Consider the following 15,037-nt stretch of genomic DNA (forward strand, 5'->3'; position numbering starts at 1 on the left):
TCACCACAATGACGCCGCCCCGGGCCAAGTGGGGGGCGTCGAACTCCGGGAGATGGACGCGCCGATCACGTAGCCGACACCGGGTGTCCACACGACCACGGGGAGACCCGCCCCCGCTGCCGGCTCAGGTGACCAGACGTTGACTGTCAACCCGCCGTCACCCGCCGTCACCCGTGCCGGCGCGTCCACACCGGACACGCTCGACTGCGGAGGAGGCGGGCCGTACGGCACTGCCGGCCGCACGCCGTCCCAACGCCGCACCGGCCGAGGTGCGGCGAAACGGAGTGCACCGACCGGCGGCTCGGCGAACGGGATGCCGCGGAAGACGGCCGCCCCGCCTCCCGCCCCCCGTACGGACTTCGGGCCCGGACCCGGACGGCCCGGACGCGGTGACAGTCACCGCTGCTTCCTCTCGGGCAGATCACGCACGGTGAGGTGACTCCCCCGGCAAGGCGCGACGCCACCGCACCATCGGGACCAGCGCGCTCGTTGCACTCGACATCTGCGGGACACGTTGCGGCCGACCCGCCCCGGGAGCAGGCGAGGCCCGGCGGTCAACGGTCAGCTGGGCTGACTGGTGGGCATGATCGTGACCTGCTGAAGGTTCACCCGTGGCGGCAGGCCGGCGATGAACCCGATGGTCTGCGCGATGTCCTGGGGCGTGAGCCACTCCATCGTTTCTTTTGAGCCTTCCAGCCACTGAAGCGCGCCGTCGTCGGTGACGTGGCTCTGGAGCTCGGTGCCGACAATGCCCGGCTCGATCGCGGACACACGTACGTTCTTCGCACCCAGCTCGACGCGCAAGTGGCGGGAGAGGTGGGTGACGTAGGCCTTGGTGGCGGAGTAGACCGCGAAGTTCGGGAAGATGTTCTGTGCCGCGATCGACGAGGTGTTGATCAGGTCGGCCACCCCGCGCTCGGCCGCGGCCTTCACCAGCTGGGGTGTGAACGCGCCGATGGCGTTCATCAGCCCGGTGACATTGAGGTCGATCTGGTGCTGCCACTGGTCTGCGGACCGTTCCTCGATCGGGGCGGGCAGCATGACGCCCGCGTTGTTGAACAGCAGATCCGCGCCGCCCAGCTCGGCCATCACGCGGTCGGCCGCCGCCTGCACCGCGCCAGCAGCCGTCACGTCTGCGGCGATGGCCACCGCGGTGCCACCGGCCTTCTCGATCCGGGCGACCAGGTCGTCCAGCCGGTCCGCGCGCCGTGCCAGCACCACCACGGTGGCGCCCAGCTCCGCCAGGTGCTCGGCCGACGCCTCACCGATACCGCTCGACGCGCCGGTGACCACAGCGACCCGGCCGGTCAGAGGCTTGGCAGCAGATTCCGTCGACATGGTGTACCTCTTCCAGGAGAGAACGGAGGGGACCCGGAACCGGTTCTCACCGGCCCCGCATCCAGCACACCACTGCAACACCCCCGTACATCCGCTCCGAGCGGGCCCTGCACGGGCAGGTACTCAGGAAACAGGTACCGACAGGGCCACCCAGCGCCGGGCACGGCGTGTGCGGCACGCTCAGACTGGGTGCATGGACCGCAGCAGCGAGCTGGCCGACTTCCTGCGCACACGCCGTGCCGGGATCACTCCGGACCAGGCAGGACTGCCCGCCGACGGGCGTGCGCGCCGGGTGCCGGGGCTGCGCCGTGACGAGGTCGCCCGTCTGGCCGGAGTCAGCACCGAGTACTACACGCGACTCGAACAGGGCCGTGGGGGAAACCCGTCCCCCGAGGTTGTCGAAGCCCTCGCTCAAGCGCTCAGGCTCGATGCGGCGGAACGCGAACACCTCGTAGACCTCCTGGCACGCCCCACCCCGGGGCGCCGCGCCCCCAGCAGCCCGCAGCGGGTCCGCCCCGGCCTGCACCTCATGCTCCACACCCTCGATCACGTGCCCGCGTTCATCCTCGGGCGACGCACCGATGTCCTGGCCTCCAACCGCCTCGCCCGCGCGATCCTGACCGACTTCGACGCTCTCCCCGTAACCCGCCGCAACCTCGCCCGCTACTACCTGCTGGACCCGGCGGCCCGCGAACGGGTCGGCGACTGGGACCGGATCGCTGCCGAGACCGTCGCCATACTGCGCCTCGAAGCCGGCCGCTACCCCCACGACCGGCAACTCGCCGATCTCGTCGGCGAACTCACCCTCCACTCACGGGAGTTCAGCACCTGGTGGAACGACCACCGCGTGCTGCGCCGCACCCACGGCACCAAGCACTATCACCATCCGCTCGTCGGCGACCTGCACTTCGCCTACGAGTCCTTCCAGGCGCCCGGTGACACCGACCAGACCATGTGCGTCTACAACGTCGAACCCGGATCTCCCACCGCCGAGGCCCTCCAACTCCTCAGCAGCTGGACCGCCGCCCAGCACAACACACCCGCCCTGCCGTCGGACCTCCGGTGACCGAACCCCGAATCCAACCGCCACGCCCACTTGGCCGGCCTGCCCCCGGCACCGACCACTGCTGCACAGCGTTGCACTCGACGCCTGCGAGCATCATGGCTTCGAAGACGGACGGCTGTCCGCGGCGCCCGATGCTCCGTGCCCAGGGTCCTTGCCGACGCGGCCGACCACCCAAGCGACGCGACGGTCATCCCGAGACCGGCCATCGCAATCCGTTAGCAGTCCGGCTGCGGCGTTCATGTTCGCTCCAGTGTCGAATGGACCGCTGACACCCGAACGGTCTGCCAAGGCTCGCGCGGCCCGGCCGACTCCGCCTGGACGACCGATGGCAAGGGGTCGGTGGTCACCGCGATGCGCGGGCCGCCTCCGCTGCCTCCCGGACGTCAGGGTGCGGGTCACCGGCGAGGGTGTCCAGCAGCTCGGGGACCCCAGGGGTGGACCAGCGGGCGACCGCCCACACCAGTTCCTCCCGCACCCCGGGGTCGGGGTGGGCGGCGAGGCGGCTCACCTGGGCGAGCGGGCCCCGTCGACGCATTCCGAACCAGTGCAGTGCCTCCCGCAGCGCGGCTGGGTCACCGGGGTCACCAGCTGCTGCGACACGGGCGAGCAGCACCCTGGCGGGTGGCGGCGGACCATCGAGCGGATGCGGCAACCGCTCACGCAGACGCCGCGCCCCGAACCCGCCGCGCACCCGGCACCCGAAACAAGTACAGGGGCGCACACCGTGCGCGTCCGGCAGGTACCGCCAGCCCGCCACTTGCGGAGCGGCGCGGACCCGGTGCACTTCACGCGGCCGGATCGCCCGGGGTACGAACACTTCCCACCCACGCGGATCCTCCAGAGCCGAGATCCGCCGTACCGCCTCTGACGCGGAAACGGTGGCCTGGGCGTTCCGCGCCCGGTCGGTATAGCGTCCGACCAGCACGTGCTGAGCGTCGTCCAGCCGTACGTGAACGGCCACGAGCCCACCTCGGCTACCGAAACGGGCCAGCTCACGCAGCCATTGGTGGGTGAGGGTGTGCAACGGCAGCACCGGGAAACAGTAGACTCCGCGCACACTGCCCTGCCCGTGTCCGGCAGCCCGGATCCCGGACCGTCGGACGCGTGGAGCGTTCGCTGCTGAGGTCAAGTGCACGAACATCGCCATGTCCTGGGATGCTAGGTGATCGATTCCACGGTCGGCTGCGCACATGGGCCGAGGGTGTCCAACGTCGCTGTGTGAAGGCGTAGTTGAACATGTCGGCGGGTGGACCCGTCTGAAGTCGGACCACAGACAATGCCCTGTTATCACCTGGATCGGCTCCGCTGCCGGACGGCAGGCTCGCTGCCATGGACATCACACAGACCACCGACACATCCACCACCGCCGCCCTGGGCCTGCTGGCCGGCAAGGTCGCCTTCATCACCGGTGCCGGTCGCGGTATCGGCGCCGCCGCGGCGAGGCTGTTCGCCCGGGAGGGCGCCCGGGTGCTGCTCGCGGCCCGGACGGAAGCAGAACTCAAAGCGGTCACCGAGGAAGTCCGGGCGGCAGGCGGCACTGCGGACTACGCGGTGTGCGACCTGGCCGACAGCGTCAGTGTCCGTGCCGCTGTCGACCGCACCGTGGCCCTGTACGGCAGACTCGACATCGCCTTCAACAACGGCGCGACCAACCTGCCACCCGGCCCGATGGATCAGGTGCAGGAGTCCGACTTCGACCAGGTATACGCCGTGAACCTCAGAGGCACCTGGGCGGCCATGGCCGCCGAGGTCGCCGCCATCCGGTCCACCGCCGGCACGGGTGCCATCGTCAACAACTCATCCGTGGGCAGCCTCGGGGGCAACCCCATACTGCCTGCCTACGGGGCGATGAAGCGGGCGGTCAACAGCCTGACCGAGTCGGCGGCAGTCACGTACGGCCCGGAAGGCATCCGCGTCAACGCCATCGCCCCCGGCACCACGCTGACCGAAATGATACGCGCCTGGAACGACAGCTCACCCGGCATCGTCGACCAACTCAACGCCCACACCCCGTTGCGTCGCGCGGCCGACCCTGAGGAGATCGCCCAGGCCGCCGCCTGGCTCCTCAGCGACCGCGCCTCCTACGTAACCGGAACGGTCCTCCCGGTCGACGGCGGCATGCAGGCAGCCTGAGCCGGCGCTCCGGCGGTGAGCATGACCCTGTGGTGCCCGAACCGGGCGACCAGGCCAGGGCTGAACAACAGACTCGCCTACATCGTGCGAGTCGCGTACGCACAGCGTCGTACGCGCACGATGCTCACCGATCTCTCCTCCGGCGCCGAGGCGCTGACCGCGGAACAGCAAAGCCCGCACCCCGGGCCGGGGTGCGGGCCTCTCGCTCAACGGCGCGCGCCGCGCTCAGGATAATTTCAGCGGCAGTTCTTTCAGCGCCCGGACGGAGAGGTTGTCGTGCCAGGTCTCCTCCTTCTGGCGAGTGAACGAGGATGTTCTTTTCAGGAGTTCACTGAATACGATCTCCGCCTCCAGGCGTGCGAGATTCGCTCCGGGACAGGCGTGTATCCAGTCGCCGAACGCCAGGTGGGAAGTCGGGTTCCTGTGGATGTCGAATTTTTCCGGGTCGGGGAAAATATCGGGATCATGGTTGGCCGCGCCGGTCAGGAAGAAGACCAGGTCTCCTGCGCGGATATGTTTTCCGTTCAGTTCCAGGTCCGTCGTTGCCATGCGCGAAAGCCGCTGGACGGGACTTTCGATGCGCAGCATCTCTTCTACAGCAGCAGGTATCAGATCCGGTTGTTCGCGCAGGACGTTTCGCTGATCAGGGTGGCGCATCAGGAGAAGCAGTCCGTTGCCCAGCAGGTTGGTCGTCGTCTCAAATCCGGCAAACACCATCATCATGCATGTCGCCGCCACCTTTTCCGTGGTGGCGGAGGGATCAGCGAGCAATGTGCTGATCATGTCGTTGCGGGGGTCACGACGGCGCCGCTCTATGATTTCCTTCAGGAATTCATTCGCCTGGCTGATACTGCGAAGAGCTTCGGCAGCAGTGGGAAGATAAGTGGCGGGAGGGGTACCGAAGAAGGCCACGATATCCACGGCGCAACGCTTCAGGAGGTCAAGACCGTCACGCGGAACGCCGATGATCTCGGACACCACGAGGAGCGGCACCGGGACGGCTAACTGGTCGACCGCGTCCATCGTGCCGTCCCTGAGAGCACCGTCGAGGATCTCCTGAACCGTCCTGGTCACCAGAGGGCGAAACGACCTGATGATCCGCTGGTGAAGCGCGCTGGTCACGGGCTTGCGTACGGAGGCGTGACGCGGAGGGTCGGCCATCAGGGGCCACGCCCCCAGCATCGCCGCCAGGGACTCGAACTGGGCCCGGGAATTTTCGGGAAACTGGTTGATCCGAGGAGTAATGCGGTCCGCCGAAATAGCGGGGTGGGCGAGACCGGTGACGACGTCGTCGTAGCGGGTGACCAGCCATGCGTTGAGCTGAGGGCTGAAGTGGACGGGATCCGACTGGCGCATCCGTCTGAGCGTCGGATAAGGATCCTCACGGAATTCAGGTGTCAGCAGGTCATACATCAGGAAGGCATCCTTTTGATGGGTTCGGCGCTACGGAAGGGGTACGGCGGGGAGGGGCTCACGTGTCTTCCCGGGAAACTTGCCCGTCGAGGCAGTACGCTGCCGTGCCGACATGAGCGAGGGTATTTCCAGGGTATTTACAGGCGCGTCCGTTTACGCAGGAGGATTCTTGCGCCAGACCAGGGTGGTATCGGTTTGGCCGATTCTGCCGCTGATCTTCAGTAGTTCCGCGGCTGCCGACCGAATGAGCGACGCCTCACGGATGACCGAAACCCCTGGAACGGTCGGCTCCATGCCGACCATGACGTGGTGGGTGATCTCCCGGCCCTTGATGGTGAAACGCCCGCCGTAGGCTACGAACGACCAGCCGAACAGACTTTCCGGGGCCTGCACAAGGGCAGACATATGACCACTGTCGGTATAAGTAAGGAGCCCCAGCACGCCGGGAAATTCGGTTCGCATCACGCCGGCGGCTCCGGACACCTCAAGAGCGTCCAAGGACCACGAGCCCACCAGACGTAGAGTCGTCAGCTTTTCATCGTCAGCCATGCGCCCCCCGCATTCGCCTGCATTTCGCGTGGCTGATCCAGTCCACGCAATCGAAGAATTTGATGTACCGGTGAGCCCATCGCGCGAACTCAACTACGATAAGGGCATATCAGCCGGATTTTCAGCCACCGCGGACAAATGGCTAATTTTCGATCAGGGTCCCAAGACAGAGCTGATGATCCTCGGGCGGCGAGACGGGGTGCCCCGCCTGCTCGCTGTGAGGCGACTGTGCCGGCCAGGGTGCCGCGCCGGGTGCTGCGGAAATTGTGAGCGCGGCCTGTCAGCGGCATCGGCGGGTGTTGAGCCGGGCGGCCTGGCGCGTCAGGTGGTCGCGTTCGGCGAGGTTGGGTGCCTTGTGGGCCGCTTCGGCGTACAGCCGTGCCGCCGTCGCCAGGTCGCCGTCGCGCTCGTGGAGGTACGCCGCCACCGCGGTGTGGCGGGGCAGAGAGGCGTCCAGCGCCGCGAGCGCCGCCAGGCCGGCGCGCGGTCCGTCGGCCTCCCCGACGGCCACCGCGCGGTTGAGCCGGACGACCGGGCTGTCGGTCAGGCGCGTGAGCTCGTCGTACCACTCGACGATCTGCACCCAGTCGGTCTCCTCGGCAGTGGGTGCGTCGGCGTGGAGTGCCGCGATGGCGGCCTGAGCCTGGAACTCGCCCAGCCGGTCGCGGGCGAGGGCCGCCTGGAGGATCCCGATGCCCTCGGCGATCAACGCGGTGTCCCACCGGCCGCGGTCCTGCTCGGCGAGCGGCACCAGGCTGCCGTCGGACGCGGTCCGGGCGGCACGCCGGGCGTGGTGCAGCAGCATGAGGGCGAGCAGCCCGGCCACCTCGGGGTGGTCGACCTGGGCCGCGAGCTGCCGGGTGAGCCGGATGGCCTCGGCGGCGAGGTCGACGTCGCCGGAGTAGCCCTCGTTGAAGACGAGGTAGAGAACGCGCAGCACGGTGGCGACGTCGCCGGGCCGGTCGAAGCGCACGCCGGAGACGGTGCGCTTGGCCCGGCTGATGCGCTGCGCCATGGTCGCCTCGGGCACCAAATAGGCTTGGGCGATCTGGCGGGTGGTCAGCCCGCCGACGGCGCGCAGCGTGAGCGCGACCGCCGATGCCGGGGTCAGCGAGGGGTGGGCGCACAGGAAGTAGAGCTGGAGCGTGTCGTCCACCGCGGGCGCCGGCCCGGGCGCCGGCTCCTCCTCGACGCGGTCCTCACGCCGGCGGCGGGTGGCGTCGGCACGCGCCGCGTCGAGGAACTTGCGCCAGGCCACGGTGACCAGCCAGCCCTTGGCATCCCGCGGCGGGCCGGCCGCCCAGACCCGGAGCGCCTCGACCAGAGCGTCCTGCACGGCGTCCTCGGCCGCCGCGAAGTCGGCTCCGCGGCGGACGAGGACGGTGAGCACACTCGGCGTGAGGCTCCTCAGCAGGACCTCGTTCACTGCGGAGGTCACTCCGTGACGGTGGGATGCACGCCCAGGAACGGGCGAAGCTCCAGCCACTCGTGGATGGGCTCGCCGCCTGCCCCGGGGGCGGCCGACAGCTCACCGGCCAGTTCTACGGCCCGTTCATGGCTGTCGACGTCGATGATCATCCAGCCGGCGATGAGGTCCTTGGTCTCCGCGAACGGTCCGTCGGTGACCGGCGGACGCCCCTCGCCGTCGTAGCGGACCCATTCTCCCTCGGGGGCGAGCGCCTGGCTGCCGACGAACTCTCCGGTCTTCTCCAGCCGGGCCGCGAAGTCGTTCATGTACTGCACATGCGCCGAGATCTCCTCCGGGCTCCACCGGTCCATCGGCACGTCGTTGACCGAAGCCGGGGCGCCGCGGTAGTGCTTGAGCAGCAGGTACTTGGCCATCGTGGTTCTCCTCAGTGCTCGTGCGACCCATTGTGGTCGCCTTCACCCCTGGGACGGAGCCGGACCCGGTTTCTCGACATCGCCGTCCGATTTTTTTTGGGCTCTCGTGGATGAGCCTGGTTTTGGGCTCTCGTGGATGAGCCCGGGTGAGCCGGCTCGCGGTGTCCGGGTCCACGGCGTGGCGCGAGGGCGAGACGGAGCGAGGGGGCTGGACCCGGCGGTACGTCTTCGACTTCGCCCTCACGGCTGACGAGGTCGCGACGATCGACGCGATCGACACCGGGGTACGCGGCGGGCCCGACCCTGATGCGGTGGGGCCCGGCGACTTCAGCCAACTGATCGTTTCAGAATGAGATTGTTCGGCTGCGAAAGCCGTGGTCAGGTATCAAGGCGCTGAAGTACCTGTGTGAACTCTTCGCTCTCAACATGGAGGCGCTGGTGGCCGAGCGCCGCCCCGACCGGCCGGTACCGTCGATGGCCGGTACCGCCGTGATCGGGGCGGTTGTGCGTCTGCCGGCTGCCGCCATCGAGGTGGGCCGGGGCCTGTCCTCGATGACGGCATCCTGGCCGGCACCGCCTAGTGTCTGCTGCCGGCCTGACGGCCCGGCCTTACTTCAGGTGTCGGTCCAAGAACCGGTTCCCGTCCTCCAGCTCGAACCACGGGGTGCCGGTGTGTCCGCCCGGATTGGCGTGCAGCGTCTTCTCCTTGCTGCCGAAGGCGTCGAACAGGTCCAGGGCCCGCTGGCGAGGATTCCCTTCGTCGTCCCACTGCAGCAGGAGCAGCAGCGGAACGGTGATCTGCCGGGCCTCCTCGCGCTGGGCGCGGGGCACGTACCCCCCGGCGAAGAAGCCTGCGGCCGCGATGCGCGGCTCGGCCACCGCCAGCCGGATGCCGAGGGCCATCCACCCCGAGTATCCGACCGGGCCGCCGATCTCGGGCAGCTGAAGGAGGGCGTCCAGGGTGGTCCGCCATTCCGGGACCGCGGTTTCGACCAGCGGGCCGACGAGGGACTCGAAGATCTCGTCGACCGGCTCGCCAGCCTGCATCGCCCGGCGGAGGTCGGCGCGGGCCTGTTCGTCGGCGGCGGAACGGGGCCGGTCACCGCACCCGGCGGCGTCGATGGAGACCACCGCGTAGCCGCGCGCCGCGGTGTACCGGGCCCGGGCCACCAGCCGGGGTTCCGCCTTGGGCAGGCCGTTGTTGTGGGCCATCAGGACCAGTGGGGCCGATGCGGCGGACTCAGGCGTCCACAGGGTGCCGGGGATCTCGCCGAGGGTGAATTCGCGTTCGAGGACGCCGTCATCGAGGCGCTGTTCGGAACTGAATTGCATGGTCGTGCCTTTCGGGAGTGCGCTTGAACGGCGCTCCCGGACGACCTATCGCCCGACCGTGACCCCGGAGGGGAGCACCCATGTCGATACTGCGTTCACGGGTACCACCTCCTCGTTCTCTCGCACGGCCTCCGGAAAGCTAGCAGTGGTCGCCGTGGTCCGCCAACGGGTTTTCGCGGAGGCTCCGTGACCGGATGCCACGGAGCCACTCGCCTCAAGGCCAAGGCCGTGCAGTCAAGGGCTTCGGGCCTGTGACGTGAACGCAGCTTCCCGAGTGGGGGCCTTCCGGCACGCTTCCGGCCATGAACGGTGATCTTGTGGCCGATGACCTGGGGACCCGCGTGGCCCCCCCTGCTGCCACAGCGGTGGCGGGTTGCTCCGGCGTCACGGCCTGGCGCCACCTGCGGGACCGGACCTAAGCCGGGATCTGGCCCCGGCCGCACGCCGCCCTGTTCGCCGGGCTGCGGGCCGCCGGCCTACTGGAGATGGACAACCGCGCCGACGACGGCTCGCATCCCCCTGCTCGACGTCATTCCCCGCATCCGCGGCCGAGGCGGGGGTCCCCGACAACGACCCAAACGACCCAAGTGGCCGTTCGCCGACCGCAGCTACGACTTCGACAAGTACCGACGGCTCCGCCGCGGTTGCGGGATCACCCCGAAGATCGCCCGCCGGGGTGCCCCACACGGCTCCGGCCTGAGCAAGACCCGTTGGGTGGTGGAGCGGCGTTTCGCCTGGCTCCACGAGGGCCTCCCCGAACTCGCCTGCTCCATCATCTACTTGAGGCGACTACGCACCACACTCCGAAGCGATCAGTAAGTCGCCGCATCACACCTCGCTCCGGTGTCGCACGCGAAGCCGTAACGGCATCGGTGGCCACGCTCGAACCTTGATGGCCCACCCCGCCAGGCCCGGCCCGGCCCGGGATACAGAGTTGTCCGCCGAACTCAGCGCTTGATCCGCCACAGGCCTCGTAGACTTGCCGTCATGAGTCGCTGGGCAGAGCTGACCGACGGGACGTCCGGGGAGGAGTACGCCGCGCGGTTCGCGGCCCTGGCCGACAGCGGTATGGACACGCACGGTGAGGCACGGTTCTGTGCCGCGCTTGTGCCGGCCGGGGCGCGGGTGCTGGACGCGGGGTGCGGCACCGGGCGGGTCATGATCCGGCTCGCGGCGCTCGGGTACGACTGTGTCGGGGTGGATCTTGATGAGTCCATGCTGGCGGTGGCACGTAGGGAGGCCCCGGGGCTGTGCTGGGTCCGGGCCGACCTGGCGGAGTTCGACCCGGCCGCAGTCGATATCGCCGCGGACTTCGATCTCGTGGTCGCCGCTGGCAACATCTTCCCACTTCTCGCCGCCGGCACCGAGGCCGCGGCAGTCAGCCACCTGGCCGCGACCCTGCGCCCGGGCGGCCTGCTCGTCGCCGGCTTCGGCCTGGACGAGGCGCATCTGCCCGTACCACCCAGCATCACCCTGCCGGAGTACGACGCCCATTGCGCCGCAGCTGGCCTCACCCTTGTCGACCGCTTCGCCACATGGGACGCCGACACGTACGACGGCGGCGGCTATGCCGTAAGCGTCCACCGCCGCTGAGGCCGATCCCCGCAGGTCTGTTTCCGCCACAACCCCGTGTACGCACGGAGGCGGCGGCTCCGGCCTGCGGGGAGTTGCTGTCGTCCGTGCGGCCGTACTGGTGGCATGAGGGGTTGTCAGCGGGAAGGCGGCAGCTTGGAGGACGCATGTCCGGTTCGCCCAGGGCGTGATCGAGGTGGTCGTGGTCGCGCGGTTGCACCAGGTCGTACGCGGTTGGCACGTCGGCGTAGATGCGAGCTGGCCGCAGGAGACGTCACGTTCGGCGGTGTGGGCCCGGCGCCAGCAGTGAAGTGAAAGGAATTACGGTGCAGCCGCCCGATCGTCCTCGGAGCGGATCTCCGCCCGAAACCCTTCAACCCGCAAACACACGCGTCAGCCCGGTACCGCCGGATGTCATAGAACCTGTTTGACGCCAGATAGCCGCGGGCGTGTCGGCAAGGCGTCCCAAAATGCGTGCTGACCATTCCGCGCACGTTTCCCTCAACTGCCGCATCGGCTGAAAAACCCCTCCTGAAGCAATCAGTCCACCACCAGACTCGTGCGCCGTGAACACGATTCAGCGAATCGCGGCCGTTTGCACGGCGCCTGCCGTGTCATGACGGCGTGCGTCAGCCGGGGAACCCGGCGGGGCCGCCGAATCAGGGCACGACATCCAGGTCGGACAAGGAGAGGAAACGAAGTGAAAAAGAAACTCGGAATTCTGCTGGCGGCTGTGACTGCCGTGACCGCCGGAGCAGCCGCTTCCGTCGTTCCGGTCCCGGAGGCCACCGCGGCTCCGCAGACGGTCACTGCAATGTCACATCTGACCATGACCAAGTCCGGCAGCGTGAACCAACAAGTGACACTCCAGTGTGATCCCACAGGAGGTACTCACCCCACACCCGAGGACGCCTGCACCAAACTCACCGCCGTCAAAGGCCGACTCGACCTCCTGCCGAGAGCGCCGGGCGTTGCCTGTCCCGGCAACTACGCGCCGGTCACGGTCACCGTCACCGGCAACTGGGAGTTGCTGGCGGTGAACTTCACCAAGACCTACACCAACAATTGCCACGCCGGGGTCGGCAGCGACTATGTCTTCAGATTCTGAGAAGCCGTACGGCCTTTCACTTTCGCTGCCGCAGCGCCACCATGACCCGCTTCAGCAGTTCCGGAAAACCGCCCGGCTGGGCCAAAGGGCCGTTTGCGAATCCCGGTCAGCGTTCCGGTGAAGTCGGTGCCGTACTCCGGGGGACGCACACGGTCCTGCCGTCGCCGAACCGGACGCAGGGAACCCGGAATTCGGAAGCGTGGGTCCAGTCATCGTGCGTCCTGCACGCGCCCGAGGTCCAGGCCTTCCGCATCACATGAAGCGGCCCCCGCGAACGCGGACGCAGCCACATCGCAGGCACTCCGCTACGCCGGGGCCCGGTCCGAACGCTGCACGCCCTCACGCACCGCGGAGTCCGGACAGCGGCCCTGCACAGAGCAAAGGTGACGGTGACGGCTGGTGGGCCGGCACGCGCAGCCCGTTCTCGTGTGCCGGCGGCTCATCCGGTGGCGATACATCAAGTGGCGATTCCGCCTCAGTGCCTGTGTCTGAACCTCGGATTTGGGTAGCTTTGCCTCCTAGGCTGACTGGATGTCCGAGGGCGTCGGGGAGGTCGGGAGGCAGTTCTGTGAGGGCTGCGGTTCGCGGTTGTCCTCGGAGGTTCCAGCTCGTGCGAGGTTCTGCTCGGCGACGTGTCGTTGCAGGCAGTGGCGTCGGGACCAGCGGTTGAGGAAGCGTGTGACCGCGGAGTTGAGTGGGGCCGGCCGGGCTGGATGCCCGGAGTGCGGAGCCACTTGGGTGGCCGGGGTGGACCGTCGTTCGAACGCGGTCTACTGCTCGCGGCGGTGCGTCACGAGGGCCTGGCGGGGGCGGAAGTAATCGTTTGCGGAACGGTCACGGTGACCGCAACGCGAACGCACCCTGAACCCAACTTCGTTCATCAACCGGTCAATTGCGGTCATTCGTTGTGATCTTAGGGATTCCGGTCCGACGCTCGATTGCAGATGCGGGCCGGGTCTTGCTGCGGCCGAGGGGGCGTGCCCGGGTCCGCAGGTGGGTGGTGAAGGCCGTGCCCGAAGAGATCACGACGGCCGACAAGGTCGGCAACGTCAGCCCGGCCCGTTATGCGGAGATTGTGGCTGAACTGCGGAAACTGGTGGAAACCGAAGCCGCATCCAGTTCACCATCGGCAACTACGCCCTTGAGGTCAAGCCGATGCGCGAGTCCGGCGGCCAGGAGCGAAGCGACGGGTTGTTCACGTCAAGGACTCGCTGTTCCGTCTCGCCGAGGACATCGGCGTCGCCTACAAGTCACTGAGCGACAACTGGTGGACGGCGTCGAGGTGGCCGAAGGACCGCCGGGTCACCGGGGTGTCATTCACGGTCCACCGCATCCTGGCCGGCATCGCGGACGAGGAAGAACGGTTCGCCACGATCCTCACGCCGCCGCCGGGCAAGACCCGGTGGCCCCCGGACGAGGCGAACCGGCGGGCCGCCGGGTCGTCAAGCCCGTCACACAGCAGGAGAAGATCAGCGCGATCCACACCCTGGCCAAGGACGAGGCGGTCGCCGCCACCGTCGCCGGGGACCTGCTGCGGCGCCCGACCGTGGTCGCCCAGGTCAAGCAGGAGGACAAGGTCCGGTCCGTCGAAGAACTGACCCGCGACGAGGACGTCGCCGCGACGGTGACCGGGGACCTGCTGCGGCGCCCGGCGGTGGTCGCGCAGGTCAAGCAGGAGGAACGGGTCCGGGTGGTCAAGGAGCTCACCCGTGACGAGCACGTCGCGGCGGAGGTCACCACCGGCCTGCTGCGTCGCCCTGATGTCGCCTTCAAGGCGATGTCGGACGACACCGCCCGCCACCAGGTCAACCACGCCCAGGTCGAGCGCGCCCGGCAGGCCCACGAGCACTTCGAGGACACCAGCCCTGCGGCCGAGTCCGTCCGCAACATCGACCGCTCGGTCGAGTTCCTCGACCTGGTCACCGCCTGCCACGCGTTCGTCGCGGCTGCGGGCCGGGTCGTCCCCGGCATGCGCGACCGCCAGTTCGGGGAGGACGAACGCGTCGCGATCCATGAGAACGTCGCCCGGGTCCGCGCGACGCTGGACTGGATCGAGACCGTGGTCGACACCGGCAAGGTCGACGTCGACGGCGAGCTGGCCCGCCTGCTGCAAGGTGAATAGCCGATGCCCCGTGCTTCCCCACACAGATCCCTGGCCGCCCAGCGCCACGCCGACAGCATCCGGTTCGTGCTCTTCGAGGCCCGCCCCGCCGGCCTTACCTTCGCCCAGCTCGTCAGATCCAGCGAACTCTCCCCTCGCCAGGCCCGATCCGGGCTGGCCTGCCTTCGCGACATCATCGCCGAGCAGGGCTGGCCCCCCTGATCTGGACCCGGACGGACGGTTACAAGTTCTGCTCCGACACCACCGAGCTCCAGGCATACGAGGTCGCGGTCATCCGCGCGAAGCTCACCGAGATCCGCCGGTTCATCACCGGCGTCGTCGTCCCGCACGCCACCCTCCAACCGAAGGGCAGGTGGATCAAACACCTGAACACCCAGCTCAGCTCCGTCGAGTCCACGCTCGACTCATCGCCGACTACATCGACGCCTGACCGGTGGTCACAGGGGGCGTTGTGGGTGGGGGAGACAGAAGCCCGGGGGGGAGAGGGAAATCTTCGTCCCAAACACCCCCCCCCCCCCCCCCCCCCCCCCAAAAAACGGGGCTCCGGGCACACCACCCCCCC

The 15,037-nt window shown here is 68.5% G+C and carries 14 protein-coding genes and 3 pseudogenes; 9 read left to right on the plus strand and 8 right to left on the minus strand.

Features of this window, described 5'->3' with window-relative positions:
* Together ACFU9P_RS26970 and ACFU9P_RS26975 are read right to left on the minus strand one after the other, a co-directional pair.
* Entirely contained in the window at positions 1–396 is a 396-nt protein-coding gene (locus ACFU9P_RS26970; protein ID WP_384085824.1) for a carboxylesterase family protein, read from the minus strand.
* A 165-nt stretch (positions 397–561) separates the two neighbouring features.
* Positions 562–1,338 (minus strand): SDR family oxidoreductase, encoded by a 777-nt coding sequence (locus ACFU9P_RS26975; protein WP_384085504.1) that lies wholly within the window; start codon positions 1,336–1,338, stop codon positions 562–564.
* A 193-nt stretch (positions 1,339–1,531) separates the two neighbouring features.
* On the opposite strand from ACFU9P_RS26975, the gene ACFU9P_RS26980 reads away from it, so the two are divergent.
* Positions 1,532–2,404 (plus strand): helix-turn-helix transcriptional regulator, encoded by an 873-nt coding sequence (locus ACFU9P_RS26980; RefSeq protein ID WP_376384382.1) that lies wholly within the window; start codon positions 1,532–1,534, stop codon positions 2,402–2,404.
* 343 nt (positions 2,405–2,747) lie between these two features.
* On the opposite strand, the gene ACFU9P_RS26985 is transcribed toward ACFU9P_RS26980, so the two are convergent.
* A complete protein-coding gene (locus ACFU9P_RS26985; protein ID WP_384085508.1) occupies positions 2,748–3,551 on the minus strand; it encodes a HEAT repeat domain-containing protein in 804 nt (267 codons plus the stop codon).
* A gap of 182 nt (positions 3,552–3,733) precedes the next feature.
* Between ACFU9P_RS26985 and ACFU9P_RS26990 the strand changes: the two genes are divergently transcribed.
* Positions 3,734–4,537: an SDR family NAD(P)-dependent oxidoreductase gene (locus ACFU9P_RS26990; RefSeq protein ID WP_384085512.1), complete on the plus strand. Its 804-nt coding sequence runs from the start codon at positions 3,734–3,736 to the stop codon at positions 4,535–4,537.
* Between the two features lie 225 nt (positions 4,538–4,762).
* On the opposite strand, the gene ACFU9P_RS26995 is transcribed toward ACFU9P_RS26990, so the two are convergent.
* The 4 genes from ACFU9P_RS26995 to ACFU9P_RS27010 all read right to left on the minus strand — a co-directional run bounded on the left by ACFU9P_RS26995 (position 4,763) and on the right by ACFU9P_RS27010 (position 8,341).
* Positions 4,763–5,950: a cytochrome P450 gene (locus tag ACFU9P_RS26995; RefSeq protein WP_384085515.1), complete on the minus strand. Its 1,188-nt coding sequence runs from the start codon at positions 5,948–5,950 to the stop codon at positions 4,763–4,765.
* Positions 5,951–6,103: 153 nt separating this feature from the next.
* Positions 6,104–6,499 carry a hypothetical protein gene (locus tag ACFU9P_RS27000; RefSeq protein WP_384085518.1) on the minus strand — a complete coding sequence of 132 codons (396 nt, stop codon included), beginning with the start codon at positions 6,497–6,499 and terminating at the stop codon, positions 6,104–6,106.
* Positions 6,500–6,779: 280 nt separating this feature from the next.
* Positions 6,780–7,925: an RNA polymerase sigma factor gene (locus tag ACFU9P_RS27005; RefSeq protein ID WP_384085827.1), complete on the minus strand. Its 1,146-nt coding sequence runs from the start codon at positions 7,923–7,925 to the stop codon at positions 6,780–6,782.
* An 8-nt stretch (positions 7,926–7,933) separates the two neighbouring features.
* Complete coding sequence (locus ACFU9P_RS27010) at positions 7,934–8,341, minus strand: YciI family protein (protein WP_376384396.1); 408 nt, start codon at positions 8,339–8,341, stop codon at positions 7,934–7,936.
* 146 nt (positions 8,342–8,487) lie between these two features.
* Here ACFU9P_RS27010 and ACFU9P_RS27015 point away from each other — a divergent pair, with 146 nt between their 5' ends.
* The gene (locus tag ACFU9P_RS27015; protein ID WP_384085521.1) at positions 8,488–8,694 is read left to right on the plus strand and encodes a hypothetical protein; all 207 of its coding nucleotides are present in this window, start codon (positions 8,488–8,490) and stop codon (positions 8,692–8,694) included.
* A gap of 256 nt (positions 8,695–8,950) precedes the next feature.
* On the opposite strand, the gene ACFU9P_RS27020 is transcribed toward ACFU9P_RS27015, so the two are convergent.
* Positions 8,951–9,673: a dienelactone hydrolase family protein gene (locus tag ACFU9P_RS27020; RefSeq protein WP_384085523.1), complete on the minus strand. Its 723-nt coding sequence runs from the start codon at positions 9,671–9,673 to the stop codon at positions 8,951–8,953.
* A gap of 302 nt (positions 9,674–9,975) precedes the next feature.
* Here ACFU9P_RS27020 and ACFU9P_RS27025 point away from each other — a divergent pair.
* The 6 genes and pseudogenes from ACFU9P_RS27025 to ACFU9P_RS27050 all read left to right on the plus strand — a co-directional run.
* Positions 9,976–10,492: pseudogene (locus ACFU9P_RS27025) on the plus strand (hypothetical protein).
* Between the two features lie 168 nt (positions 10,493–10,660).
* Positions 10,661–11,266, plus strand: coding sequence for a class I SAM-dependent methyltransferase (locus tag ACFU9P_RS27030; RefSeq protein WP_384085526.1), 606 nt, complete (start codon positions 10,661–10,663; stop codon positions 11,264–11,266).
* Positions 11,267–11,945: 679 nt separating this feature from the next.
* Positions 11,946–12,353 (plus strand): SSI family serine proteinase inhibitor, encoded by a 408-nt coding sequence (locus ACFU9P_RS27035; RefSeq protein WP_384085529.1) that lies wholly within the window; start codon positions 11,946–11,948, stop codon positions 12,351–12,353.
* A 1,310-nt stretch (positions 12,354–13,663) separates the two neighbouring features.
* Positions 13,664–13,914, plus strand: a pseudogene (locus ACFU9P_RS27040) (DUF6192 family protein); the annotation flags it as partial.
* The gene (locus tag ACFU9P_RS27045) at positions 13,900–14,475 is read left to right on the plus strand and encodes a DUF6192 family protein (protein WP_384085830.1); all 576 of its coding nucleotides are present in this window, start codon (positions 13,900–13,902) and stop codon (positions 14,473–14,475) included. The pseudogene ACFU9P_RS27040 and the gene ACFU9P_RS27045, both read left to right, overlap by 15 nt.
* A gap of 3 nt (positions 14,476–14,478) precedes the next feature.
* Positions 14,479–14,879 (plus strand): annotated as a pseudogene (locus ACFU9P_RS27050) (RacP protein); the annotation flags it as partial.
* Between the last annotated feature and the right edge of the window lie 158 nt (positions 14,880–15,037).

Source organism: Streptomyces sp. NPDC057617 (assembly GCF_042800555.1).
In the GTDB taxonomy this organism is placed as follows: domain Bacteria; phylum Actinomycetota; class Actinomycetes; order Streptomycetales; family Streptomycetaceae; genus Streptomyces.

Bases quoted from the DNA above. Each gene is read 5' to 3' on its own strand.
- ACFU9P_RS27020 (WP_384085523.1), bottom strand. From the start codon at position 9,673: ATGCAATTCAGTTCCGAACAGCGCCTCGATGACGGCGTCCTCGAACGC.
- ACFU9P_RS26975 (WP_384085504.1), bottom strand. From the start codon at position 1,338: ATGTCGACGGAATCTGCTGCCAAGCCTCTGACCGGCCGGGTCGCTGTG.
- ACFU9P_RS26985 (WP_384085508.1), bottom strand. From the start codon at position 3,551: ATGGCGATGTTCGTGCACTTGACCTCAGCAGCGAACGCTCCACGCGTC.
- ACFU9P_RS27030 (WP_384085526.1), top strand. From the start codon at position 10,661: ATGAGTCGCTGGGCAGAGCTGACCGACGGGACGTCCGGGGAGGAGTAC.
- ACFU9P_RS26990 (WP_384085512.1), top strand. From the start codon at position 3,734: ATGGACATCACACAGACCACCGACACATCCACCACCGCCGCCCTGGGC.
- ACFU9P_RS26995 (WP_384085515.1), bottom strand. From the start codon at position 5,950: ATGTATGACCTGCTGACACCTGAATTCCGTGAGGATCCTTATCCGACG.
- ACFU9P_RS27000 (WP_384085518.1), bottom strand. From the start codon at position 6,499: ATGGCTGACGATGAAAAGCTGACGACTCTACGTCTGGTGGGCTCGTGG.
- ACFU9P_RS27010 (WP_376384396.1), bottom strand. From the start codon at position 8,341: ATGGCCAAGTACCTGCTGCTCAAGCACTACCGCGGCGCCCCGGCTTCG.
- ACFU9P_RS26980 (WP_376384382.1), top strand. From the start codon at position 1,532: ATGGACCGCAGCAGCGAGCTGGCCGACTTCCTGCGCACACGCCGTGCC.